This window comes from Roseibium sp., from assembly GCF_051016195.1.
In the GTDB taxonomy this organism is placed as follows: domain Bacteria; phylum Pseudomonadota; class Alphaproteobacteria; order Rhizobiales; family Stappiaceae; genus Roseibium.
In genome coordinates, this window is sequence record NZ_CP134616.1 from 4915573 (window position 1) to 4940605 (window position 25033).

Annotated in this window: 25 protein-coding genes and 1 tRNA gene; 8 read left to right on the forward strand and 18 right to left on the reverse strand. The window is 57.3% G+C overall.

Features of this window, described 5'->3' with window-relative positions:
- Window positions 1-15: 15 nt before the first annotated feature.
- The 5 genes from RDA78_RS22390 to RDA78_RS22410 all read right to left on the reverse strand — a co-directional run bounded on the left by RDA78_RS22390 (window position 16) and on the right by RDA78_RS22410 (window position 5240).
- Window positions 16-1323, reverse strand: a complete 1308-nt coding sequence (locus RDA78_RS22390; protein WP_434051985.1) for a SufB/SufD family protein — start codon at window positions 1321-1323, stop codon at window positions 16-18.
- Window positions 1324-1349: 26 nt separating this feature from the next.
- Entirely contained in the window at window positions 1350-2105 is a 756-nt protein-coding gene (gene sufC / locus RDA78_RS22395) for a Fe-S cluster assembly ATPase SufC (RefSeq protein ID WP_434051986.1), read from the reverse strand.
- On the reverse strand, window positions 2098-2460 hold the full coding sequence (locus RDA78_RS22400) for a hypothetical protein (RefSeq protein WP_434051987.1): 363 nt from the start codon (window positions 2458-2460) through the stop codon (window positions 2098-2100). The genes sufC and RDA78_RS22400 overlap by 8 nt, the downstream gene beginning before the upstream one ends.
- 33 nt (window positions 2461-2493) lie before the next feature.
- Window positions 2494-3966 (reverse strand): Fe-S cluster assembly protein SufB, encoded by a 1473-nt coding sequence (gene sufB / locus RDA78_RS22405; protein WP_434051988.1) that lies wholly within the window; start codon window positions 3964-3966, stop codon window positions 2494-2496.
- Between the two features lie 104 nt (window positions 3967-4070).
- Window positions 4071-5240 carry a cysteine desulfurase family protein gene (locus RDA78_RS22410; protein ID WP_434051989.1) on the reverse strand — a complete coding sequence of 390 codons (1170 nt, stop codon included), beginning with the start codon at window positions 5238-5240 and terminating at the stop codon, window positions 4071-4073.
- Window positions 5241-5538: 298 nt separating this feature from the next.
- Here RDA78_RS22410 and RDA78_RS22415 point away from each other — a divergent pair, with 298 nt between their 5' ends.
- Together RDA78_RS22415 and RDA78_RS22420 are read left to right on the forward strand one after the other, a co-directional pair.
- A complete protein-coding gene (locus tag RDA78_RS22415) occupies window positions 5539-6207 on the forward strand; it encodes an alpha/beta hydrolase (RefSeq protein ID WP_434051990.1) in 669 nt (222 codons plus the stop codon).
- Between the two features lie 41 nt (window positions 6208-6248).
- The gene (locus tag RDA78_RS22420) at window positions 6249-6722 is read left to right on the forward strand and encodes an N-acetyltransferase family protein (protein ID WP_434051991.1); all 474 of its coding nucleotides are present in this window, start codon (window positions 6249-6251) and stop codon (window positions 6720-6722) included.
- A 10-nt stretch (window positions 6723-6732) separates the two neighbouring features.
- Here RDA78_RS22420 and RDA78_RS22425 read toward each other — a convergent pair whose 3' ends face one another.
- Together RDA78_RS22425 and RDA78_RS22430 are read right to left on the reverse strand one after the other, a co-directional pair.
- Window positions 6733-7281, reverse strand: a complete 549-nt coding sequence (locus RDA78_RS22425; RefSeq protein ID WP_434051992.1) for a DUF2155 domain-containing protein — start codon at window positions 7279-7281, stop codon at window positions 6733-6735.
- A gap of 106 nt (window positions 7282-7387) precedes the next feature.
- Window positions 7388-10318, reverse strand: a complete 2931-nt coding sequence (locus tag RDA78_RS22430) for a valine--tRNA ligase (RefSeq protein WP_434051993.1) — start codon at window positions 10316-10318, stop codon at window positions 7388-7390.
- 182 nt (window positions 10319-10500) lie between these two features.
- Here RDA78_RS22430 and RDA78_RS22435 point away from each other — a divergent pair, with 182 nt between their 5' ends.
- Window positions 10501-10944, forward strand: coding sequence for a DUF1284 domain-containing protein (locus RDA78_RS22435; protein ID WP_434051994.1), 444 nt, complete (start codon window positions 10501-10503; stop codon window positions 10942-10944).
- 1 nt (window position 10945) lies between these two features.
- Here RDA78_RS22435 and RDA78_RS22440 read toward each other — a convergent pair whose 3' ends face one another.
- The 9 genes from RDA78_RS22440 to RDA78_RS22480 all read right to left on the reverse strand — a co-directional run bounded on the left by RDA78_RS22440 (window position 10946) and on the right by RDA78_RS22480 (window position 19871).
- On the reverse strand, window positions 10946-11668 hold the full coding sequence (locus RDA78_RS22440; protein ID WP_434051995.1) for a PopZ family protein: 723 nt from the start codon (window positions 11666-11668) through the stop codon (window positions 10946-10948).
- A gap of 273 nt (window positions 11669-11941) precedes the next feature.
- Window positions 11942-13294: a TolC family outer membrane protein gene (locus tag RDA78_RS22445; RefSeq protein WP_434051996.1), complete on the reverse strand. Its 1353-nt coding sequence runs from the start codon at window positions 13292-13294 to the stop codon at window positions 11942-11944.
- Between the two features lie 251 nt (window positions 13295-13545).
- Complete coding sequence (locus RDA78_RS22450) at window positions 13546-14208, reverse strand: protein-L-isoaspartate O-methyltransferase family protein (protein ID WP_434051997.1); 663 nt, start codon at window positions 14206-14208, stop codon at window positions 13546-13548.
- Between the two features lie 375 nt (window positions 14209-14583).
- Window positions 14584-16044, reverse strand: a complete 1461-nt coding sequence (locus RDA78_RS22455) for a sulfotransferase (RefSeq protein ID WP_434051998.1) — start codon at window positions 16042-16044, stop codon at window positions 14584-14586.
- Window positions 16044-16283: a hypothetical protein gene (locus RDA78_RS22460; protein ID WP_434051999.1), complete on the reverse strand. Its 240-nt coding sequence runs from the start codon at window positions 16281-16283 to the stop codon at window positions 16044-16046. Before RDA78_RS22460 ends, RDA78_RS22455 begins: the two co-directional genes overlap by 1 nt.
- A 29-nt stretch (window positions 16284-16312) precedes the next feature.
- Window positions 16313-17596 (reverse strand): arylsulfotransferase family protein, encoded by a 1284-nt coding sequence (locus RDA78_RS22465; RefSeq protein ID WP_434052000.1) that lies wholly within the window; start codon window positions 17594-17596, stop codon window positions 16313-16315.
- A gap of 172 nt (window positions 17597-17768) precedes the next feature.
- Window positions 17769-18086, reverse strand: coding sequence for an integrase core domain-containing protein (locus RDA78_RS22470; RefSeq protein WP_434052001.1), 318 nt, complete (start codon window positions 18084-18086; stop codon window positions 17769-17771).
- A gap of 54 nt (window positions 18087-18140) precedes the next feature.
- The gene (locus RDA78_RS22475; protein ID WP_434052002.1) at window positions 18141-18371 is read right to left on the reverse strand and encodes a transposase; all 231 of its coding nucleotides are present in this window, start codon (window positions 18369-18371) and stop codon (window positions 18141-18143) included.
- Between the two features lie 582 nt (window positions 18372-18953).
- Window positions 18954-19871, reverse strand: a complete 918-nt coding sequence (locus RDA78_RS22480; RefSeq protein ID WP_434052003.1) for an ATP-grasp fold amidoligase family protein — start codon at window positions 19869-19871, stop codon at window positions 18954-18956.
- A gap of 360 nt (window positions 19872-20231) precedes the next feature.
- On the opposite strand from RDA78_RS22480, the gene RDA78_RS22485 reads away from it, so the two are divergent.
- The 3 genes from RDA78_RS22485 to RDA78_RS22495 all read left to right on the forward strand — a co-directional run bounded on the left by RDA78_RS22485 (window position 20232) and on the right by RDA78_RS22495 (window position 22074).
- Window positions 20232-20305, forward strand: a tRNA-Cys gene (locus RDA78_RS22485).
- A 118-nt stretch (window positions 20306-20423) separates the two neighbouring features.
- Window positions 20424-20855 carry a hypothetical protein gene (locus RDA78_RS22490; RefSeq protein WP_434052004.1) on the forward strand — a complete coding sequence of 144 codons (432 nt, stop codon included), beginning with the start codon at window positions 20424-20426 and terminating at the stop codon, window positions 20853-20855.
- A gap of 88 nt (window positions 20856-20943) precedes the next feature.
- Complete coding sequence (locus RDA78_RS22495) at window positions 20944-22074, forward strand: carboxylate-amine ligase (RefSeq protein WP_434052005.1); 1131 nt, start codon at window positions 20944-20946, stop codon at window positions 22072-22074.
- Window positions 22075-22082: 8 nt separating this feature from the next.
- Here the strand turns inward: RDA78_RS22495 and RDA78_RS22500 are convergent, their stop codons facing one another.
- Window positions 22083-22334, reverse strand: coding sequence for a hypothetical protein (locus RDA78_RS22500; RefSeq protein WP_434052006.1), 252 nt, complete (start codon window positions 22332-22334; stop codon window positions 22083-22085).
- Window positions 22335-22526: 192 nt separating this feature from the next.
- Between RDA78_RS22500 and cobD the strand changes: the two genes are divergently transcribed.
- Window positions 22527-23528 (forward strand): threonine-phosphate decarboxylase CobD, encoded by a 1002-nt coding sequence (cobD, locus tag RDA78_RS22505; RefSeq protein WP_434052007.1) that lies wholly within the window; start codon window positions 22527-22529, stop codon window positions 23526-23528.
- Window positions 23529-23599: 71 nt separating this feature from the next.
- The gene (cbiB, locus tag RDA78_RS22510) at window positions 23600-24571 is read left to right on the forward strand and encodes an adenosylcobinamide-phosphate synthase CbiB (RefSeq protein WP_434052008.1); all 972 of its coding nucleotides are present in this window, start codon (window positions 23600-23602) and stop codon (window positions 24569-24571) included.
- Here cbiB and RDA78_RS22515 read toward each other — a convergent pair.
- Window positions 24563-25006 (reverse strand): protein-tyrosine phosphatase family protein, encoded by a 444-nt coding sequence (locus RDA78_RS22515; RefSeq protein WP_434052009.1) that lies wholly within the window; start codon window positions 25004-25006, stop codon window positions 24563-24565. The two genes, cbiB and RDA78_RS22515, sit on opposite strands and share 9 nt — an antisense overlap.
- Between the last annotated feature and the right edge of the window lie 27 nt (window positions 25007-25033).

Consider the following 25033-nt stretch of genomic DNA (forward strand, 5'->3'; position numbering starts at 1 on the left):
ACCCTTCGGCGCAAGCTAGTGGCCGGCAAGCCAGTCGCGCACGCGCGCTTCCAGTCCTTCGGTCACATCGTCTTCGCCATATTCCTCGATCGCCTCCGACAGGAAGGCAAGAACGAGGAGTGTTTTTGCTTCGTCTTCCGGAATGCCGCGGGCGCGAAGGTAGAAGAGCAGGTCCTCATCGATCTGACCGCTGGTCGCACCATGGGCGCACAGAACGTCATCTGCGAAGATCTCGAGTTCCGGCTTGTTTGCCATCTCGGCGTTTTCTGACAGAAGCAGGGCCTGCGTCATCATCTCGCCGTCGGTCTTCTGCGCATGTTGGGCGACATTGATTCGGCCCTGGTAAACACCCCTGGCGTTGCCGTCGAGCACGGTCTTGAAGAACTCGCGGCTGTTGCAATGCGGCACCGCATGATCGACGATCAGCGTCTGGTCAGCGAGGTCGTCACCGCCTGCCATGGTCACGCCGTAGATCTTCGCTTCCGAGTTTTCACCCGTAAAATTGATGAATTGCTGGTTCCGCGCAAAGCGTGGACCTGCCATGAAGCCGAGCGACTTGAATTCCGCTTCGGCCCCGATCGTTGCAATTGAAGTCAACAAGCGTGCGCCACTATTCGATCCGACGATCAGACGGGTCGCTGCAAGGACCCCCTTGTCCGCCACGTCGTAATCGAAAACCGCATTGAGTTCGCCCTCGCCTGTCTGACCGACGAACGTTTCCAGCAGCCTCAGGTTTCCACCGGCACCAACGCGAACACTGTTCCTTGTTACCTGCGCACCGGCTGAAGTTGCCACGTGAACAAGCTCAACAGGTTTGGCTACTTCTGCACCCTCGGCGACCTCGACAACCACGCCGCCTTGAACAAAAGCCGTGTTCAGGGCAACGACACCGTCACTCGGTCCGGTTTTCGGGAACGCGAGATGCTGCGATCCGTGTTCCCCGGCAAGTGCGTCGTTGAGGTCAGTCACCGTGACACCTTCGGCAGCAAGCGCCTCGATGTCGGACAGTTCGGCCACAAAAGCTCCGTTCGCGACAACGAGCCTGTGGCGCTCCAGATCGCCGAACAGGTTTTCTTCAGACAGCAGTTCCTCCGCCCTGGCAATCTCGGATTTCGAGCCGAGCTGCGCTGCGGACTTCATGAACGCGCGCAGATCCGAATACTTGTATTCTTCCACGCGCCGATGCGGCAATCCGCGGTCCCGGATCTGGTCGACGGCTGCTTCTCGCAATGCGGAAACTGCAACAGAACCGGCAAGATCCGATTTCGCAGCCTCGTAGCGGTCGAACAGATCGCTCTCGGCCTGAGTATGTCTGATAGGCATGCTGGCGTTCATATCCCGTTGCTCCCTCAAGCGGCTGCGTCGACGTAGTCCGCGTAACCGTTCTTCTCCAGCTCGAGCGCCAGATCCTTGTTGCCGGTCTTGACGATCCGGCCCTTGGACAGAACGTGGACGACATCCGGCACGATGTGGTCAAGCAGACGCTGGTAGTGCGTGATGACGACCATCGCCCGATCCGGTCCGCGGAGCTTGTTGACACCTTCGGAAACAATGCGCAGGGCATCGATGTCGAGGCCGGAGTCGGTTTCATCCAGCACGCAGAGTTTCGGCTCCAGCAACGACATCTGGAGGATTTCGGCGCGCTTCTTCTCGCCACCCGAAAAGCCGACGTTGAGCGGACGCTTCAGCATATCCATGGAAACGTTCAGATGGCTTGCCGCATTTTTGACCCGCTTCATGAAGTCCGGAATGGAGAGGACGTCCTCCCCACGCGCCTTGCGCTGGGCGTTCATGGCAGTCTTCAGGAATTCCATCGTGGCGACGCCCGGAATTTCGATCGGGTACTGGAATGCCAGGAACATGCCGGCCGCAGCCCGCTCGTCCGGTTCCATCTCCAGCATGTTCTCACCGTTGAACAGCACTTCGCCCTCGGTGATTTCGTAGTCTTCCTTGCCGGCCAGAACATAGGACAGCGTCGACTTGCCGGAGCCGTTCGGCCCCATGATGGCGTGCACTTCACCTGCCTTGACGGTCAGATCGACCCCGCGCAGGATTTCCGTTTCGTCTTCCGCAATGCGGGCGTGAAGGTTCTTGATCTCAAGCATCTTTTGCTTCCGTACTTTTTTCCGTTGCGTCTCTTTCAATCGCCAGCAGGCGAAGATCTTCTGCTCTCTTCTTGCGCATCGAGCGAATGCTCCAAATTTTGACACCGGCGTAGCCAAAAGTGGCGACCACAAACATCGCACCGGCATATCCAGCGAGGCTCCGGTCGAAGATCAGGAACACCAAAGTTGCGAGTAGAAGAGTTCCAATCAGTAGTCCGAAGAACTCTTCAACGTGATACGTGCGCTTGTATCTTTGTTGAGCTTCGAGACCATCTTCAACCTGCGACAGGCGATCCGTCGCCTTGATCTGCGCCTTTGCAGTGCCCGACTCTTCAAACTCCGAACCGAGACCCATACTTGCCTTCAACCTCGCATTGGCAAACCCGGTTCAGCCCACCGATCCTTCCAGACTGATCGAAATCAGCTTCTGCGCCTCAACGGCGAATTCCATCGGCAACTGCTGGATGACATCCTTCACGAAGCCGTTGACGATCAGGGCGACCGCTTCTTCTTCCGACAATCCGCGCTGCAGGCAGTAGAACATCTGGTCGTCCGAGATCTTCGAAGTGGTCGCCTCGTGCTCGAACTGTGCCGACGCGTTCTTGCTTTCGATGTAGGGGACGGTGTGGGCACCGCAGTCCTGACCGATCAGCAGCGAATCACACTGTGTGAAGTTCCGGGCGTTCGACGCCTTCCGGTGCGCGGAGACGAGACCGCGATAGGTGTTCTGGGACCGGCCGGCGGAAATGCCCTTGGAGATGATCCGGCTGGACGAGTTTTTGCCCAGATGGATCATCTTGGTGCCGCTGTCGACCTGCTGGTAACCGTTGGAAACCGCGATGGAGTAGAACTCACCCCGCGAATTCTCGCCGCGCAGGATGCAGGACGGATACTTCCACGTGATCGCAGACCCCGTCTCAACCTGTGTCCAGGAAATCTTGGAATTCTTGCCGCGGCAATCACCACGCTTGGTGACGAAATTGTAGATGCCGCCCTTCCCGTCCTTGTCGCCTGGGAACCAGTTCTGGACGGTCGAATACTTGATTTCGGCATCGTCCAGCGCAACCAGTTCAACAACAGCAGCATGGAGCTGGTTTTCGTCGCGCTGCGGCGCCGTGCAGCCTTCCAGATAGGAGACGTAGGAGCCTTTTTCGGCAATGATCAGCGTGCGTTCGAACTGACCCGTGTTCTGTTCGTTGATACGGAAATAGGTCGACAGCTCCATCGGGCAGCGCACGCCCTCCGGGATATAGACGAATGACCCGTCGGAGAATACGGCGGAGTTCAGCGTTGCGTAGTAGTTGTCGGTCACCGGAACCACGGAGCCGAGATACTTTTTGACGAGGTCCGGGTATTCGCGCACCGCCTCGGAAATGGAACAGAAGATGACACCGGCCTTCTTCAGCTCTTCTTTGAAGGTCGTGACAACGGAGACGGAATCGAAAACCGCGTCAACGGCGACCCGGTTTTTCGGTTCTACGCCAGCCAGGATTTCCTGCTCCGCAAGAGGAATACCAAGCTTCGCGTAGGTCGCGAGGAGCTCCGGATCGACCTCGTCAAGGCTTTTCGGGCCTTCAACGGATTTCGGAGCGGCCCAGTAATAAAGGTCATCGAAATCGATCTTCGGATAGGAAACGCGTGCCCAGTCCGGTTCGTTCATCTGCTGGAAACGGCGCAGCGCATCCAAACGCCATTCCGTCATCCATTCCGGTTCGTTCTTCTTTGCGGACAGAAACCGGATTGTCTCTTCGGACAGACCCTTGGCGCCTTTTTCCGACTCAATATCGGTCACAAAGCCGTATTTATACTGGTCAACATCGATAGCTTTCACCTGATCGATGGTTTCCTGTACAGCTGGCATCCCTTGCCTCCATCTGGCGGACCCATGTCCGCATCTTGAACATACGCCGGAGCGGTCTTGTCGTTCCGGCCACAGCTTTGGCGGTCTCCCGCCGAGTTACCGCGTCACGCAGCCCTGCTGCGCGCCTCCGGGTTGAGCCTGTCGACAATCGCCGGCCAGAGCTCCAGAAATGCGTCGATCTCTTCAGGCCGGGTGTTCCAACCCGTGCTTATGCGGATCGCGCAGCGCGCCATGGTCTCGTCCACGTCCATTGCAGTCAGGACATGCGACACCGACACTTTCCCCGACGAACAGGCAGACCCGGATGAAACTGATACGCGCTCCAGATCCAAAGCGATCAGCGCTGTTTCGGCTGGAATGTCCCGAACGGCAAAACATGTCGTATTGCCAAGCCTTTCAGCCCTCTCACCGAAGATAACTGTATCTTTGCAGACCGATTTCAATCCGGATTCGAGCCTTGATTTCATGTCATGCAAGCGCAATGGGGAATCCAGATCGAGAAGGGCGGCCTCCGCCGCATTTCCGAACGCCGTGATCGCAGCGACATTCTCTGTTCCGCCGCGGCGCCAGTTTTCCTGGCCTCCACCGATCATAAGGGGAGCTGGAGACTTTGACGTCGACCTCGTTACGACCGCGCCGATGCCCTGCGGTCCGCCGACCTTGTGTGCGGAAAGCGTGATCGCGTCCGCCTGCCAGTCTTCCATATCGATCTTCATGCGGCCTGCGGCCTGAACGGCGTCGACGTGGAAAAAGTGTCCGTGATCTCTTGCGATCGCACCAATCTCGGCAAGTGGTTGGATGACCCCGGTCTCGTTGTTTGCCGCCATAACCGAGACAAGGCCCGGCTCGGCGCCTTCCACGGCCTGTTTCAGCGCGTCGAGCTGAATGATGCCGTCTGTATCCACCGGTACGATCACCTTGTCCGCCACGGCAAACCGGCCGCCTGTCATAACGGAGGGGTGTTCAATGGCGCTGATGAAAAGCTTGTCCAGATAAACGGGATTGCCGCCATCCTGCCAGATGCGGGACAGCGCGGTCATGTTTGCTTCCGTACCGCCGGAGACGAAGGTTACGGACCGGGCACTCGTGCCGCAAATACGTGCGACGCTGTCCCTCGCCGCTTCAACCCTTCCGCGTGCCTTGCGGCCGTTGCTATGCACCGAAGACGCGTTGCCCGTGTCGTTCAACGCCTCGATCATGGCATCCCGCGCACCGGAGCGCAGCGGCGAACCAGCGTTGTAATCGAGATAGATCGGGGTGGACAAACGCGGCATGAGACCTCAAAAGCCAGAAACGACAAGTTTGACGGCGTCGAAATTTCGCTTTATTGCCAAACACATGTTCGAAAAACTTGAAATTCTTCTCTGTGATGACGATAACACCCCCCAACCGGTCGAACCGAGTGTTGCCTGCCTTGGGCGGATGATGCGAACTTTCGAATAATTCTAAACAAGGTTCTAGAAACTCGGAGGCTAAGAGTCAAGTTTAGACTTACGGGAAATCACGTATACAGATTCCAAATTTCAGCGCCTCCCGTCACGGCGCGACAATATGACAAGGACATAGCGCTTCATGCCTGAGGTGATCTTCAACGGTCCCGCCGGCCGGCTCGAGGGCCGGTTCCACCCCGCGAAAAAACGCAACGCCCCAATCGCACTGGTTCTGCACCTGCACCCGCAATTCGGCGGGACCATGAACAACCAGATCGTCTACCAGATGTACTATATGTTCGCACGCCGGGGCTTTGCGGTGCTGCGCTTCAACTTCCGGGGCGTGGGCCGGTCACAGGGAACCTTCGATCATGGCCAGGGGGAACTGTCCGACGCGGCAGCGGCGCTTGACTGGGTCCAGACCGTACATCCCGATGCACGGGCGTGCTGGATCGGCGGATTTTCATTCGGTGCCTGGATCGGCATGCAGCTTCTGATGCGCCGCCCGGAAGTCGAGGGCTTCATCTCGGTTGCGCCGCCGGCAAACCTGCATGACTTTTCGTTCCTCGCCCCCTGCCCCTCCTCGGGGCTGATCGTTCACGGCGACAACGACAAGGTCGTGCCCCAGAAAGATGTCCAGACTCTCGTCGACAAGCTGAAGACGCAAAAGGGAATCGTGATCGACCACGAGACGATCCCCGGCGCGAACCACTTCTTCGAAAACGACATGGACGAATTGCTCGAGCGCTGCGGAACCTACGTCGACGGGCGGCTCGGCCTTTCTCCCGACGACTATGTCGACATCGACTGACCTTTTCCAGGAGGAGCCCGCCGAACCGGCGGGCTTTTTTAATGTCTGATGATCTTCTGATCCGTCCAGCCACAGCTTCCGACTTTGCGGTCCTGTTGTCGCTCTATCAAGATCTCAATCCGGAGGATCTCAAGGCCGACGCCTTCAGGCAGGAACAGACGTACGCGCAGATGCTCGGCCAGCCTGGCCTGACGATCCTGCTTGCCTTTCTTGGCCAACACCCTGTTGCCACACTGACGCTCGTGATCGTGCCCAATCTCACGCGCGGCTGCGCGTCCTACGCCATTGTGGAAAATGTGGTCACGCTGACATCGTTCCGGGGCAAAGGTATCGGCAAACAGCTGATGAAGGCCGCAATCGACCGGTCCTGGCAAGCCGGTTGCTTCAAGATCATGCTGATGTCCGGGTCTGCTAACCTGCCCGCGCACATGTTCTATGAAGACATGGGCTTCAAGCGCAGCAAGATCGGTTTTGAACTGCGGCAGCCGGGCTATGCGCCCCGCAAGATCCGCTAGCACTGCTCCATCAGCCCTGAAATGGTTTCTTCCGAGGAATGCCGGGTCCCGACTCAACGCCGTCGTCGGGTCCAGCCAGCGGGTCCTCTCCGTCGGCAACGACACCCTGGATCGGCGGCCCGTCATAGTCTTCGGGCGGCGGTACGGTTGACGCGAGCTTGCAGTTGGTCAGCCAGATATCGTAGACAGCATGTTCGACTGCGTGCAGTCCCGGACTGGCTGCATACATCCAGCCGGAGAAAATCCGCCGCACTTCATTGTTGAGCGTAATCTCGTCAACCTGCACGAAGCCTGTCGTCAAGGGCGATTCTGTCTGCGGCCGCGTATGACATACGCGTGGTGTGACCTGAAGCGCACCAAACTGGACCGTCTCTCCGATATAGACGTCGAACGAAATAATCCGGCCGGTGATCTTGTCGAGCCCGGAAAAAACCGCCACCGGGTTTTCAATTTTCTCGGTTTGCGCTGACGCCGGAAACACCGACGACGCAAGCGTTGCGAAGGCCGCACCAGCGAGTATCCGTCCTGCAGTATTCCAGTTTTTGACCACGTCTGCCATCGGTGTTTGAGTCGCTGGGGTTAGAATAGCTTTATCGGGAATGGTGGCGCTAGCACCGAATTACGGCCCCGGCAAGACAGGCTTGTCCCGGGGCCGTAGCTTGTTGTCAGCCAATCTCCGCCAGACGATCGAGCGCGACATGAACCTTCGCGCGCTTTTCCTTGAATTCGGAAACCTTCTCCCGCTCGCCGTCAACGACGTCCGCCGGGGCCTTCTCAACAAATTTGGGATTGGAGAGTTTCTTCTCGATCTTGGAAATGTCGGCGTCCAGTTTGCCGACTTCCTTTTCCAAACGCGCCTTTTCAGCGCCAAGGTCGATGACACCTGCCAACGGCAGGCAGACGGTCGCTTCCCCGACGATGATCTGCGCCGATCCCTTCGGCGCTGCATCCGCAAGCTCGACCTTCTCGGCCCGCGCGAGTCTGAGGACCGCGGATTCATGTGTAGAAAGACGCCCTTTGGTCTCCTCGCTTGCACCCGTGATCACGACCGAAACCTTGGCACCTGCCGAAACGTTCATTTCCGCACGCACCGAGCGGATTTCGGATATCAGGTTGACCAGCCAGTTGATTTCAGCGGCCGCCGTATCGTCCGAAACCTTTGCTTCTGGCCAGGCCGTCAGCATGAGCAAGTCACCAGCGGTTTGACCTTCCTCGCCAAGGCGCTCCCACAGTTCCTCGGTCAGGAACGGCATGAATGGGTGCAGAACCTTCAGGATCTCGTCGATCGCCCATGCAGTCGTCGCCCGGGTTTCGGCCTTCGCGACTTCGTCTTCACCATTGAAGATCGGTTTGGCGAGTTCCAGGAACCAGTCGCAGAAGCTGTTCCAGGTGAACTTGTAGACGGCGCCGGCCGCATCGTTGAACCGGTAATCGTCAAGCGCCGCAGTCACTTCGGTGATACAGCGGCCCATTTCGGTCGCAATCCACCGATTGAGCGTGTGTTTCGTGGTGGCGGGATCAAAGTCCGAGACCCGCGTACAGCCGTTCATTTCAGCAAAACGGGAGGCGTTCCAGAGCTTCGTCGCAAAACGCTGACCACCCTCGGCTGCCTGATCGGACATGCGCAGTGTCCGGCGCGACTGGACTTCCTGGCTCGCAAGCGCGAAGCGGGTCGCGTCGGCACCGTAGCTATCGATCAGTTCAAGCGGGTCGAGCACGTTGCCGAGCGATTTCGACATTTTCTTCCCGTTCTTGTCGACGACGATCGAGTTGATATAGACGGTGTGGAACGGGACTTCCTTCATGAAATGAATGCCCTGCATCATCATCCGGGCAACCCAGAAAAAGATGATGTCGAAGCCGGTGACGAGGACATCCGTCTTGTAGTAGCGCTCCAGTTCGGGCGTCACGTGCGGCCATCCGAGCGTCGAGAACGGCCACAGTGCGGAAGAAAACCACGTGTCGAGAACGTCTTCGTCGCGCGTGAGAGCCTTGCCGCCGGCTTTCGCAACGGCTTCTTCCTCGGTTTGCGCGCAGTACTCGTTGCCGTCTTCGTCATACCAGACCGGGATCTGGTGTCCCCACCAGAGCTGACGCGAAATACACCATGGCTGAATGTCATTCAGCCAGTTGTAATAGGTCTTGTCCCAGTTCTCGGGCACGAATTTCGTGTTGCCATCGTGAACCGCCTTGAGCGCCGGGGCCGCCAGTGTCTTGGCGTCGACAAACCACTGGTCGGTCAGCATCGGTTCGATAACAACTTTCGAGCGATCACCAAAAGGCTGCATGATCTTTTTGGATTCGACCATCGGCAACTCGGTCGGCCCGGTTTCATCTTCGCCGAGCGCACGAATGATCGCCCGGCCCTGGGGATGCCAATCCGGTGCCTGGCCCTTCATCCAGGCAACCTCGGGATGATCCGCCGGGACCATGACCGCAAGGCCTTCCGCGGTGATCTGTTCGATGACGCGTTTTCTGGCTTCAAACCGGTCAAGACCGCGCAAATCGTTCGGGACGATATCGATCTCGTCGACCTCGTTGACGGTCATCTCAGCCCCGTCGATGATCGACTGAGCTTTCGCTGCCTCCTCGACATAAGGTGCACCGTCGGAACGCATCGCGCCCCTGGTGTCCATGAGCCGGTACATCGGGATCTTGTTCCGCTGGGCAACGCCGTAGTCGTTGAAGTCGTGCGCGCCGGTGATCTTCACCGCGCCCGACCCGAAATCCGGATCCGGATAATCATCGGTGATGATCGGGATCAAGCGGCGATGCTGTTTCGGCCCGACCGGAATTTCACACAGCTTGCCGACAATCGGAGCGTAGCGCGTGTCGCCGGGATGAACCGCGACGGCACCGTCACCAAGCATTGTTTCGGGGCGTGTGGTCGCAATCGAAATGTAGTCGCGGGTCTCGCGGAGGGTAATGTTCCCGTCCTCGTCCTTTTCGACATACTCATAGGTCTCCCCGCCGGCCAGCGGATACTTGAAGTGCCACATGTGGCCATCGACTTCGATGTTCTCGACTTCAAGATCGGAAATTGCCGTTTCGAACTTGGGATCCCAGTTGACCAGCCGCTTGGAGCGATAGATCAGGCCTTCGTTGTAAAGGTCGACAAAGACTTTCAGAACCGCGGCGGACAGGTTGGGCGACATCGTGAATTCGGTCCTGCTCCAGTCGCAGGATGCGCCGAGGCGTTTCAGCTGGCCGAGGATCGTTCCTTCAGACTTACGCTTCTGTTCCCAGACCCGCTCGACAAAGGCTTCGCGGCCCATCTCGCGGCGGCCGGGCTGCTGGGTTTCCATCAGTTCGCGTTCAACGACCATCTGGGTTGCGATCCCGGCGTGGTCGGTGCCGGGCTGCCACAGGACGTCAAAGCCCTGCATCCGCTTCCAGCGCACCAGAATATCCTGCAACGTGTTGTTGAGCGCGTGACCCATGTGAAGCGAGCCGGTCACGTTCGGCGGCGGAATCACGATTGAAAAGGCCGGTGCGCCATTCTTCGCACCTGCTCCGGCCTTGAAGGCCTCTGCCTTTTCCCAGGTTTCGTAAATCCGCGGCTCAACGCTGGCCGCGTCGTAAGTCTTTTCAAGCATCAGGGTCACTCGAAGGGAAGATGTCTATCGAATTTCGTGAGCCCCCGTGTAAATCGGAAGCGTCCGCGCAAGTCAACCGGTTATGCGTTGATTGCGGCAAGGATACGAAGGCTTGAGAGATCTTTGTCCGCGCGCAGCTTCCGGGACTTGGGTACAAAGAGTTTTGCTGCCATAAAGCCGCAATGACGATCCTGATCCGGCCTCATCATTTTCTCTGCATGCTAACCTTCATGGGAAAAGGTTATTCGGCCGCCTTCGTGAAGAACTACGCCAAGATCGTGGAACGCCTGAATTCGGGCGAAGACATCAAAATCGTGGACGGTCCCGACGACATTTGCAAACCGATGCTCCACGAACCCGACCACCACTGCCACAATGGCAGCGTCAAGGCGCGCGACATCGCCGCGGCTGACAAGATATCGGAAGTGCTTCAGGTCGATCTGGCGTCCGTCAGGCAGCTCTCCTTGCCCCGTTCGCAAGTCAATACGCTCCGACGCGCCTACGAGGACGGTGTATTCCGTATCGCTTGCAACGGCTGTCAGTGGCAGGAGATGTGTGCCTCAATCGCGGTGCGGGACTATAGAGGCTGCCACCTGGACCCGGGCCAGGAACCGAACAGCGGGTGAGTTAGCGGCGGCGCGTCACGCGCTGGATCTCCTTCTGGACCATCTGCTCAACCATGCCCGGCAGGTTCTGATCCAGCCATGCCTTCAGCATCGGCCGCAGCATTTCCTTGACCAGTTCTTCAACCGTCTGTGCCTGCGACCCGACAAACATGTTGGACAAGTTATCAAATGCCGCATGCACCGCCTCGCCGGTATTGTCGGAGGTCAGAAATGCATCGGCCGTGACATCAGGCAAGTCATCGGGAACCGGCTCGGTTTCCATGGAAGACGGAGGTATCGGCGCCGGGGCCGGCGGAGCCTCGGTAGCTTCTGCAAACGACAGGTCGCCACCCGGGCTGTCAAAGTCTTCCGCGAGGCCTTCGACCATTTCCATGTCGTCCGGAACCGCGAGTTCTTCCGTCAGTTCAAGAACGTCGTCGTCCGCTTCGTCATCCGCGGCATCCGCCTCCATTGCCGCCGCCATATCATCGGCTTCGTCGTCGGACGAACTGCTCCCGCCACCGCCGCTCGGTTCCACATCGAACAGCTTGTCGAGGTCGTCCTGTGACATTTCGGCAGCGTCGCCCATATCTTCTACCGCTTCTTCTACTGGAGTATCAGGCTGTTCGGTTTCATCCTCTTCGCTGCCGGCGTCGGCCTGGGCATCTTCATCGGAAATGATACGGCGGATCGATGCGAGGATTTCCTCCATCGACGGCTCGTCGGCCTTTTTCGCCTCTGCCATGACTTCCCCCGTGTACTTCGTCCGCGCTGCAGCACATTCGGAATTGCAAATGATTCGTTAATCGAAATTATGCGTCTGGAAGGCGAACCCGCAAAGCAAACGCGCCTGTTCCGATTGTCTTATCCCCTCATATGTCCGAAATTTGCGACGCTTAACAATGCTGTACAGCGGCCACGTACACTCATGATCAACCGGCGGACACGTCCACCTCAACAAAAAAAAACGGCCGGAAAACGATGTTTCCAGCCGTTCGTGTTTCTTTGCAGGGATCGTTTATCGACCGTCAGGCGTCCGCGAACCGAACCATTTGCCCCGAACCGCCTTGTAATGCTGGGTCGGGTCGTAGATCTGAACATGAAGTCCAAGGTCTGTCGCGCTCAGCGCACCAACCGAAGAGACCAGCTGGTAGCCGCTGATGATCCGGTTGCTTTGTGCCTGAACCAGGTTCGATTGCTGGGTCACCAATTCGCGCTGCGCGTCGAGCACGTCCAGTGTCGTCCTTTGGCCAACGCGCTGTTCCTCGATGACGCCTTCAAGGGCAAGCTGCGACGCCTCGACGGCGGCCTGGGCCGCAACAATCGAAGCTTCGGCTGCCTGGTAGTTGCCCCAGGCAGAGATTACGTTGGCGCGGATCTGATCACGCGTCACGTCAAGCTGAAGCCGCGTCTCGCCCAGAGATTCCTTAGCCTGCCGGATGCTGGAAGATACAGAACCGGCCTGGTAGAGCGGAATATTCACACTCCCCGTGATCGAGGCCGAGTCGGTGTTTTCGGCGAAGAAAGTGCTGGGGTTGACGCTTCTGCTCAGCGAGCCATCAACCGTAACGGTCGGCAACCGTTGGCCTTCGATGGCCTTCACGTTGAAGATCGCGGCGTCCACCAGATGCTGTGCCTGACGGATGAGCGGCTGCTTGACTTCGCTCGTCTTCAATGCCGTGTCGAGCGACTTCGGAATGAATTTCGAAATGCCCGTGTCAGCAGACAGATTTTTCGCTTCGATACCGATCACCTGACGGTAGACGGCCCGGCTGGCATTCAGGTTCGCAAGTGCGGAGTTCAGACTCGCCTGGGCCTCGGCTGCACGTGCTTCCGCCTGGCTCACGTCCGTCCGCGTTCCTTCGCCGACATCGAACCGGTCACGCGCCGCACGGACCTGTTCCTGAAGGAAGGCAAGGTCGCTGCGTTGAAGCGATACGAGTGCCGTGTCCTGAATCACACTGACATAAGCAGTCGCCGCCGACAGCAGCGTATCCTGCTCAGTGGAAATGAGACTTTCGCGCTGTGCGCGCACAATTGCTTCCGCCTGGCGCACGGAGTTTACGGTTCGAAAGCCTGCGAATACAGTTTGGCTGACCGTCAAAGAAATCGCCGCATTGTTCTGAACGGCCGCAAGGTTCCGCGAACCTGAATCTTCCCAGGTGCGTCCGATGCTCGCGCCCAATGACACTGTGGGTCTCCATCCAGCCAAAGCCTGCGGAACACCCTCATCCGTGCCGCGCAACGTGGCCCGTGCAGCATTCAAACTGGGATTGTTGGCGTACGCCAATGCGAGCGATTGCCAGATCGTCTCCGACCTCGCAGAGGACGCTCCAAGACCTGTCAGCGCAACGGCAGCGACCCCACTCATCAGCATAAACCCAATGGTGGCTGCCCTAAATGTTGAACGACACGACACCCAACGCTCCTTCCGGATCACGACACTTAGGCTAGTTGACTAAACCGAAGAACTTTACTCTTCAAGCGTTTGAGGCCGATTTAATCAGTTTTTCAGTGACTGCGGCTTTAAGGCAACAAATCCGTAAGCGGGATAAGCCCTTTGCCGCATTGCGAAACCCACCACCTTCGGATGAAGACTGGTTTAAGGTGGTTACCAATTCGTTAAAACACGAATTCCTCGGATTTCGCGAAACCCGGCAGAAGACTGACCGCAGCATTGAAACCGAATCGGCTGCTGACGGCTTCCCCGGACTTCTGGTAAAGGCGTGCCACACCTGCACCGCCCTGCCCTTCGATCACCACCAGCCGACCGGATGATTTCAGCTGCTTCGTCAGCGTTTCGGGGAGTAGCTCGACGGCTCCATCAACGAATATAGCGTCGTAAGGGCCTTCGGATGCGTAGCCCTCGGTCAGCGGCCCGTCGACGACGACGGCGTTTTCGATGCCGAGTTCAACCAGCGATTCGGAAGCTGAGTTGAAGAGGGCCTCGTCCTCTTCCAGGGCGACGACCGACGCGGCGAGTTTGGCAATCACGGCGGAACTGTAACCGGAGCCTGCGCCCACGATGAGGACAACATGGTCAGCACGGATATCGGCAAGTTGCAGCATCTTCCCGAAGATATGCGGCTTCATCAGAACACGGCCACCCCCGTCCGCTCCGATCGGAATGTCCTCGTCGATATAGGCCACCGACTTCTTGGATGCCGGGACAAACCTCTCCCTGGGCACCTCTTCCATTGCGTCCAGAATCCGGTGGTCGGTCACATCGTTGGTCCGCAACTGGTTATCCACCATCTTGCGGCGGGACTGACTGTAGTCCGTCATTTCGGCCCTCACTCTGACTAGCCGGAACTCCGGCGCCTCTTAAGATGGTTCATTAACGACGCAGACACGGCCTGACAAGTGTCACGCGCGCTTGCCCCAGCCAGTCCGGTGACGAACCTGCCGGGAACAGGAGACCCAATACCAAGAATAGGGCGCGCCAAGTGCAGACCCAGACGACGCGCCAACGAGGCAGAGCGAACAGGAGCCGCCCCGGTTTGTCCCGTCCCAGCCGCATCGCACTCAATGATCGGCGCGAGGGAAGAGACAGGCACTTACGGATTTCATCGCCAGCAATAACGGTTCGAGCGACTGTCGATGTAGAGCGGCAAGTGCATGTCTGTCATTTGAAACGAAGCCACGAGAGATAGAAAAAAGTCAAATTGCAGTGGTGCTTTTTAGCTCTGCATATATTTGTTCAGCATCTCGCAGCAACTCTGGTGAGAAGCCTTCGCTGACAATCCTGTCGGGATGATCATGAAAAAATCCCGAGAATTTTTCTGCCTTGGAATCGATGTCAACACCCTCGCAGATGCGACGCATAGTGTCTTGTGGGCTGGCGCGCAGGTCATCTTGAAAGACTAAGGAACATATGGTCTTGAACTGCAGGACATGCTCGAATGCCTTGATCCAGTAGTTAAGCCAATAATCCCCGGACATAGCGTCATACATATCAGGCACAAAACCGGGAAACAAAATTGGTTTGTGAAGTCGACCAAATTCAAAATGCCCTATGTCTCTCATGTATCTTTGGACGAAAGCATCCTCGGCATGTAGCTTCAGAAAGTTCTTGTGCTGCCGTAAGAGCGATGCCGCGTGGCTGGTGGGTTGGCGAACGACAATAATGATCTTTCCTTCGGGAAAGGACGCTCGCAAGAAAGGAATGCGGCCAATATTGGCGTTGTTCTTCGAGCAATAGCGCTGCGCCTCCGGGCGTCCCTGGCTGCGGCGCGCCTGCACTACCTTGTCAATATGGTGCCGCAGGAAGTTTTCGGCCTTGGGCATGCGATCGTGTTCAGGCCGCCACAGGTCGATGCCGCTGTGATACTTCTGCGGCCAGTACATCTTCCAGATGATTTCCTCAAAAGCCTCCGGCGTGTCGAGATCGATCTCCAACCCGTCTCCGTGGGCCCGTTCGTGGCGGTCCACTGCGCGCTTCGCGCCTCCTGCCAGGCGGTTCCAGAGCGTGGGCGCGGTCAAAAAAGGCATATCCCGATAGAGATGCGTGGCCACTTGTGGTAGCTCGTGCATCGCGTTCAGAAAGGCTGTGGTGCCACCCCGGGCGAGCGATGTTACGAAGATCGGCCTGTCCGACGCCGATACGGTCGGGCTTCCGATCACTCGATCTTCGATCCACGAAGCGCCCTTGAGCACAGCTGGGCTCGAAAACGCAATGATATGAACCGATTGATCCCCGATGGAATATTGGCCCTGTGCCGCCTCGTCGGAGGTTTTCCGGCCCTTGCGGCGTCGGATTATCTCGCCGATCAGGATCGCCACGACCGACACGATCACGATGTAATCCAACCGCAGCATCAAGGCGAAAACGTCATTGCGGGACGCTATCCCGAGCAGGTCTCCCGCAAAGATCGGCAGGGCAGCCGCCGTCAGCGCCACTGCAAAGCTCAGAAAGATGCGAAACGCCGAAACGATCAGGCCCAGGCCGGCCCGCCGCACCGCAATCTCCTTGGCGTCGTCATCCAGATCGGAGTCCACCATGGCGGAGACGCCCGCCATGGTGTCCTTCAACGCCCTTTGTGATGTGCCTAGCAACCCGGTGGCCCAGATGCCCAGGCCAAAGCCTGCCACCGCAAAGAGCGAAATCAGGATCTGAAGCATCATTCTTTCTGGGACGAACTGTCAGCGGCGGTTTCAGGGCCTTTCTTGCCCTTGAGCATCCGCTTCAACGGGAACCAGACGAGCCCCACCAGCAGCAGCACGACCCCGATGACCAGGGCGAACGTCACCACGATCGCGCCGACACCGGCCCCAGGTCCGATATAGGCCAGAGCGGGGGACGCCGTGAGCAAGGGGAGAGGGGCCAAGAGGAGGAGGGTTTTGAAGAGGGAGTGAGACATTTCGCTACCTTTCATTCGAGTTCGTGGATTTAGCCTTTATCACAAGACGCCATGCTGGGAACGCCATTTGTGAAATACGACCGGGGAAAAACATCGGCGTTCCGGATCTCGCCCACATGGTCTTCGTCGTAGTAATTGACATATTCCCAGACGATGTCTCCGGAGGCATTGACTTCCAATACACGCCCCGCATCGAATTCCGTGATGATCATGCCGTCATTTGGGAGCAGCTCGTGTTGTCCACGAATAACGGACAGCATTTCCTGGCCCGGCGCCTGTCCAAAAACAACCTCTGTTTCATTTGTCACAGGGTCGATCACGATGATATTCGTGTCAAACGGCGTATTCAGGTTCGTCTGCTCGTTCACATAAGCGTTCCGGAAAACATTATTGTTGAAGATGGAAATACGGCCGTCCGGGCGAAACTCTGGATCATGCTGTCGCAGCCACGGTCCTACATGGTGCCATTTCACGGCGCGCGTTTCGCCATCAAGCACCATGACGAGGTTCAATCCACGCATCGAAATGGCGAGATCTCCGGCCTCGAACAGTGGATAGGCATCGGCCAGGTTTTGCGGCAATTCGGTCAGTTTGTTGGAATGTACCAGCTCAGCCCGCCCACCGGATGTGAAACTTTCGCCTGTTGCCGTCATGATCGGCATCAGACCGTTGTCGCGCATCAGGACCGGGATCGAGACCTCTTCGAGCACCTCCCCGTCCTCTGAGACACGCATGATCGTGTCTTCCAGGATGTCGTCACCATTGAATGGGTGCGCAAAGGGAGAGAAGCGGTCAGGATCTTCGGAAGACGGCCAGACAAGCCGCCCCAGGATCCAGTATCCGCCTTGCTCGGCGCGGGTCAGGGAATGGTGGGTGTCGTCCGAGAGCTTCCACATGACCTCGCCGCACTGGTTCAGCTTTACAGTGCCGCAATACTCGTAGTTGAACACCAACTCGCCCGCCTCGGTCAAAACCGCGCCATGGGTATCCACCCTCAGCCTCGAGTTAAGGTCGCAATATCTTTGCTCCGGGTCCGGGAAGTGATCGAAATAGTCCATCGACCACTGGTGCACCACCGTCCCATCGCGTTCAACCAGCCGCGCCTGTGTGCCGCCGTCGAAGAAGCCCACCATCAAGACCAGAGAGTCATCCGCGACCTGGTTTGTGACAACCCCGTCCCCCTGACCGCGGTTTGGCTGCAGGTGTGTGCTCAGCGCTGATTCAAAGAGAGCGCCGGAGCGCAATTCGTTCAGAACCGTCCGCAATATTGGAACCGGGGGAAGATCCTTCCAATAGGCAGCAACGCCATACAAGAATGAGCTGCCCAAACCTACAATAACCAAAGACCCCACAAAAACATATTTTGCAATTTTGTCGAAATCAGACATTTAGATCACACCCCAGTTGAGAGTATCGGTTTGTTACAAGACTGTCTGAGCTACTCCCCGGTCGTTGGACAGGTTTGGGCGTAAATTGAGCGCCTCTCTACACCTGCTGATCGGGTTGATTTTGTTCTTTGCGCTGCCAATAGACCACGGTAGGCGGCTTGCCGCCAAGGGTTGAATGCGGTCGCTTCCGGTTATGGAAATCCACCCACTTTCGGACGCCGGCCCTGGCCTGCGATCGGGGTTCCCAGGCGTGGAGGTAGACGCACTCGGATTTGAGCGTACGCCAAGCTGCTCGCCGAAGAACGGCGTCTCCAGGAACTGTTCGTCGCTCTGACGCATCGGCATGAGGTTCGTCTCGCTCTCGCCCTTCGGCATGCAATGGAAAGACGAGCGCGAGATCGACAGCAGAAGACATTGCCTGCCGAACGACAGGTCGGGATGTCCCGGCTCGATCATGCCGCGCCTCAATTCACGCCCCAAGGCTTGAGCTTTCGGGACAAATAACATTGACGACCGCCAGCAACCCAAACTTTGCGTGGAGCTTTTTCACCTGGTCCTCGTCAATCTCCGGCTTTCGTTTGCCAGAATGTGAAAACACGCCCGAGGCGCATTCAAGAAAAGCACGGTTCCATTGATGTATCATGGTTGGGTGAACACCAAAGCGGCTTGCCAGTTCCGATACCGTCTCCTCGCGTTGCAAGGCTTGCCGGGCGGCATCGCCTTGAAATCCGGCGAGTTCTGCTTGCGTTTCGACATCTTTGATCTCCCTGCACTTGAAGACCAGTAGACAACAAGTCGCAGCTTACGTCAGTGTCCGATTTTGGGGGAGTAGCTCAACCAACCAGTCACTTGAATCTGCAGTTCGACTCATTTTGCAGCGAGCTTCGAACGAACTTCAGATTCAAGAAGATGACTAGCAAGTCTATGTTTCTAATGCGGTTTACGAATTTGAGGTTCGCTTCGGAGACTGCAGAAATAATGATGCGTTCTTCGAATTCACCGCACTAGAGTCCGGTCTCATAAATGAAGTCAATTTGGTTTGGATCGTTTTGACCAACTGCGAGAAGCGAAAGCGCAGGAAATGTGGTGCATTTTCAAGCCTTTCGCGACGTGGCAGATGGCCAAAACGGCCAAATCCGAAGGACGGCAACATGGATGTACCTCGCCGCGCACCGCGCTTGACCGGGCAAAAAGCCCGCTCTGCACGCGCTTCTTCCCGAGATATTGCCATTTCTGCCGCCAAATCGGCTGCATTTATGGATCCGTACCCCGGGGAAGCTTTTTACTTTTTTTGAAGAAGCTTCGTGCGCAAGTTCCACATGTCGCCGAGTTTTCTGTCCCAGGCGTCCGGAACGCAACCGGGAAATCCGCCCCCGGGATAAAGCGTCAGCTCGCCGACAAAAACACGGTCTTCACATGCATAGAGATCGACACGGACGAAATCGGTGTCACATGCCAGTTTCTCGGCAACCGAGATCATTTTTGAGAGGCTCGCCGGCAGTTCGACTTCACCTGAAGCAGGTGCACGATAGCCAGACCGCAGATCAAGACGGACCCCATCAGGTGAAAAAAACGCTTCGTAGGAGACGCCCTTGCGCCGCAACCGGACCGCAATCAGACGGACTTTCCCGGAAAACACGAAAAAACGATAATCATCCGGCGCATCCGCCAACCCCTGAAGCATTTCTTCAACGATTAATTGCGGCTCAAATTCTCCGTACGCCCATTCCCTGTTATGGCGATGGTGCTTCGTTTCCAGCCATTTCCCGGGAAGATCGCTTTCGAGCAGAGCGTTGATATCCTTCTGTTTTTCAACGAAAACGCCCTGCCCGCTTCCGTGGGTCGGCTTCACCACGACGGGCAGCCTGATCGCGCTCCAATCGACCTCAAAAAGATCTCGTCCGACCCAAAGCGTCTTGATTACGTAGTCCTCACCGACCCGGTCAGAGACGAACTTCTTTACAGCGTGTTTGTCCACCATAATTGGAAAGAGAGGGTCGCGGTCATACAGCTTTCGTACCTGCACCTTGTCGGTGAAGTTTCTCGGAACGTCCAGGTTTGGAAACCGGCCGCCGATCGAGAAGAATTTGAGCGAAATGAAGCTGCGATCCGGCAGGACCTGGATCATCCGCCAGACAAGGTGCTTCAGCCGCTGCCTGAACCCGATTGGACCGCCATTCGAGAGCACGATGCTTCGCATGTTTGACCCCGTTGCCTATTATAAACTTCTTTAAAAAACAAAGGTGCGCCGCAATGCCCATCAACGGCGCACCAGAGTTGCCAAGTGCTTAGGGCGCCCGGCAAAGGTTACCGCCACACTCCAGCAGTACGGCACCCAAGTTAGCGGCTTTCCGCGGCTTGGGTTAGACAACGAGCGCAGAATGTTCCGTCTCTGCCTGCACGGGCACGCGCGTGCGGAAAGCCCAAATTCGCATTGCGTGCGAAAAGTGCAAAGACGGGTTGACGAACAGGGCGCTAGCAGATATTTGCCTAACACTTGCTGCGAAACTGCCTGACACCACTTGAGGCAATCGCTTAAGTCATTGAAAAGACGGCAAAAGGCCCTGTGGCGGAGTGGTGACGCAGCGGATTGCAAATCCGTGTACACCGGTTCGATTCCGGTCGGGGCCTCCACTTTCTCCTAGATGCCCAGCTGTGTTCCTTCCTTCCTTTTTCGGATCGACGCTCGCTATCTGTTTCCGATGCGTCATGTTAGCGTTTTCTCAGGATTGGACATAAGGAGAAACGTGACATGAAAACACCAGGCGGAAGTCCTTCGATCCCGGCCAAGCAGGCCCGTGAAATAAAGACATCGACCATGAAACGGGTGCAGCCGCCACGGCCACAAAAGTCCCCCGAAATGGTGGCGCAGAGCCCCAATATCGAGGCGCTTGTCGAGACCCTGCGCAACAGGATCAACGATCTGGAAGCGCGAGTCGCCGCGCTCGAAAACATCATCTCGGTTCAAGGTCAGGACGTCGTTATAAGCTCTTCGAAGAGTGTTCTCATCCAGGGCATGGATACGGTGGAACTGTCGGCCGGGAGCAAGGTCAAGGCTGCCGCGACCATGTTCGAGGCCAACGTTCCCGTCGCAAAATTTTCAGGAATTCTTGAATGCGACGTGCTTCAGACCAACACCGTCATTGCCGCGGTATACACGCCGGGCGCCGGCAACATCTGGTAAGAGCAGAGCAACATATTCCCAACAGCAGCAAGCGCTTGCGCCGTCCATAAGCTTGACTTGAGCCTTCAAATCCGCCGATGCTGAGCCGATGAAAGATCCTAGCTTCAGTGTCGGCGTCGAGGAAGAATACCTGCTGGTCGACAAATCCAGCCGAAAGCTGGCGAGTTCGCCGCCCAAGGAACTCTTCTCGGCCTGCGAAAGCGCGCTTGAGGGTCGTGTCAGCCCGGAATTCCTGCAATGTCAGATCGAGGTCGGCACGCCGGTCTGCCTCACATTTTCCGAAGTGCGCGCGGAACTTGCCTACTTTCGCAAAACCGTTGCCAAGGAAGCAGCGGCGCACAATTTTGCGCCGATTGCGGCCTCGACACACCCGTTTGCGGAATGGACCGATCAGCCGCACACCGACAAGGAGCGATACAACCAGATTGCCCGGACGATGCAGGTCGTTGCCAGGCGAATGCTGATCTGCGGCATGCATGTCCACGTCGGTATCGAGGACGAAGAACTGCGCCTCGATCTCTTCAATCAGCTTGCCTATTTTCTGCCGCATCTCCTGGCCTTGAGCACGTCGTCCCCATTCTGGCGCGGGAGGAACACCGGACTGAAATCTTACCGTCTCGCGGTTTTCAACGAGATGCCCCGGACCGGTCTGCCGCCGAGATTCGAAAGCCATCACGAATACCGGCACATCGTCGATATTCTGAGCAGTGCCGGAGTTCTGGAGGACGCCACCAAGATATGGTGGGACCTGAGACCTTCCGACCGGTTTCCGACACTGGAGCTGCGCGTCACGGATGTCTGCCCACGTCTCGATGATGCAGTTGCAATCGCTGCGCTTTACCGCTGCCTGTGCCGGATGCTCTACAGGCTAAGGCGGGCCAACCAGAGCTGGCGTCCCTACTCGAGGTTTCTGCTCGCGGAAAACCGCTGGCAGGCGCAGCGCTATGGAACCGAGGCGAGCCTGATCGACTTCGGCCGAAACGAGACAGCACCGTTTGTCGATCTTGTCGAAGAACTGATCGAACTGGTCAGGCCGGACGCGATCTTCTTTGGATGCGAGGCGGAGGTTGAGCATATCCGGACAATTGCAGTGGAAGGTACTTCAGCGGACAAGCAGCTGCAAATTGCCGGAGACATACCCGATGACGGGCTGATCGCCCCGGACAAGCTCGGTCGCGTCGTCGACCATCTCATAGCGGAAACACTCGCAGACCTGTGATCGTCTGACTAAGCGGTCTTTTTTTCGGATCTGGGCGGAGACCCGTGCGCACTTGCGTGAAAGTGGCTCCTGTCTCCGGTCAGAACAAAGGCAAATTCGTCGATTTCCGAAATGACGGCGTCGGCTGATCTGGAAAGGCCGGATTTTGGTCTCATTGCGCGCTGCGCTTCAATCAGCGCCTTTCTGGCCTGCGCCAGTGCTCCCAGGAGAAGATCCCTGTCGAACTCTCTGGGCCCCTTTGATCTACGCTCAGCAGCCATGTTTTACCCCACATAAGTTGTTCCTGTTTTGTTCTTATAATTTCCGAAATTTTCCTGTCAATTTGCGTTTCTGACAAGGGAAGTGTCGTTTCACGTGCTGCCCCGGGTCTCCAAATCGGATAATGCTTGGCAAATCAACGACTAGATGCCCCGGCAATTTGAATCGCCAGGCAGAAAACAAAGGGTGGTTTCGTGAAACACGGTGGTGACTTGTCGCTCGCGATCGAACGTTTTGGCGGAAAACCGGAAGACTGGCTCGATCTGTCGACCGGGATCAATCCGTACAGCTATCCTTTCACTGAGGCGCTTCCGGCCACCGCCTGGTCGGCACTGCCAAACCGCGTGGCGGAAGAACAGCTGCTGTTTGCCGCGCGGCGCGCCTACCAGGTTCCCGATCATCTTGGCCTTGTCGCAGCACCGGGTACGCAGATTTTGCTGTCGCTTTTGCCGACGCTTCTACCCGAAGGCCCCGCGGCTCTGGCAGCACCAACTTATTCAAGCCACAAGGAGGTCTGGCAAAGAGACGGCAGAGAGCCGGTTGAACTGTCGAGCGTCTACGCACTGCCTGCAGAGGCAAAAATTGTGGTTCTGGTCAATCCGAACAACCCCGACGGTCAGTTGATCGATGTGAAGAGCATTCTGGAGATCGCAAGAATACTGACCGAACGGGGTGGTTTCCTTGTTTTGGACGAAGCCTTTGCCGATGTCATGCCGGGTGCGAGCGTCCTGCCCCATGTCGGCGAGGAGAACATTGTCGTCTTAAGATCATTCGGCAAGTTTTTTGGGCTTGCAGGCTTGAGGCTCGGTTTCCTGGCCGGCCCGCAGGAAACAGTTGACAAGCTGGGCGCCCGCCTTGAGAGCTGGAGTGTCAGCGGGCCTGCCCTGGAAATCGGGGAAATGGCGCTGCGAGACCAGGAATGGCAGGAACAGACAGTGCGCCGCCTGGTCGATGAAATGGCTGATCTGACGATCACCCTGTCGGAACACCAGTTGAGTGTTTTCGGAGGAACACCGCTGTACGCGTTGGCAGGCCTCCGAAAGGCGCATGCGTTGCACGAAGCGCTGGCGCGGCGGCACATATGGACACGGATCTTCGATTATGCGCCTACATGGATCCGGTTTGGTCTCCCGGGCGGTGCTGACAACCTTCAGCGGTTGTCAGATGCCCTGACAGAAGCCCGCGGCGAATTGTGACGGCCGTTTCCACGCGGGACAGACGGGCAAAGCCGGTTCCCCTTTCCCGGGAATTGCTCTAGCAAACTCTCATGCTGATCTACGAGAACGCATTGTGGTTGCTTCTCGCCGCGCTGCTGCTCGATGCAGTGGTCGGCGATCCGGACTGGCTTTGGCGCCGCTTGCCGCATCCGGTTGTCTGGATCGGCAAAGTGATCGCGTTCTTCGACAGAAAGATGAACCGCGCTTCGCTGAGCTCCGGAAAGAGAAAGAACGCGGGAATAGTCTTGCTTCTTGTGCTCGTTCTCGGTGGGTTGGCACTGGGAGCAATTCTGCACGTATTCCTGGCCCACTTGCCCTTCGGCGACGCGTTCATTGTGGTCATCGCCGCAGTTTTCATTGCGCAGAACAGCCTCTACCGACACGTTGCCGCTGTCCGCGACGGACTTGAATCAGGTGGCCTCGAAGGTGGCCGTACGGCCGTTGCCATGATCGTCGGCCGCGATCCGGAACAGCTCGATGAAGCCGGCGTTTCCAGAGCGGCGATCGAATCCTGTGCCGAGAACTTTTCCGACGGCGTCGTGGCACCCGTTTTCTGGTTTGCGCTTCTGGGCCTGCCCGGTCTCATCGCCTACAAGGCGGTAAACACCGCCGACAGCATGATCGGACACAAGAACGAAACCTATCAGGATTTCGGCTGGGCCTCGGCGCGGTTCGATGACCTCATCAACCTGCCGGCCTCCCGGCTGTCCGGTCTTTTCATCGCGCTGTCCGCACCGCTCGCACACGGGTCTGCCGGACGGAGCCTTTCCTGCATGGTCACAGACGCGCGAAAGCACCGGTCGCCCAATGCCGGTTGGCCGGAAGCCGCGATGGCGAGCGCGCTGGATATCGCCCTGGCCGGTCCACGCGACTATCCCGGCTACACGGTCGACGATCCCTACATGAACGAAGCCGGTCGCAAACAGGCGACGGCGAACGATATCGACCGCGCGGTCATCGTCATGATCGGCGCGTGCGGAGTTCAGGCGCTGCTGATTTTGTTGATCGCAGCGTTAGCCTGAACCTGTTCCTTGAAATCTGAATTCCCTAACAAACTCTACCTGTTCTTGCGTGTCAGGCGTCTTTACACCTCTCGATTCAGTGACCAAATCCATTGCTGGATCGGCGTCCATACCCTCAGCAATCAAGACGCATGCGGCAACCAATCCTGAACGTCCAATTCCTGCGCGACAATGAATGGCGACTCCCAAGTGTTGGGCGAGGTCTTTTCGAATGGACGCGACAAGTCCAGAAACCTTCACCGCGCCGGGGACAGCGCGATCCGGCACACTCAGATTGGTGAATTCCAATTCAAGATTTCGGCTGAGCCTGGGCTCATCCTGCAGGCCAAGCTCGATGATTTCGTCAAGCGTCAACATGGAAACAAGCCTGCTTACGCCGAACTCCTTCAGTTTGCTCAAGTCGTCGCACAGCCAATCGCTTGATGGTTTGGGCATGATGAACAATCGACCCGAACATGAGAC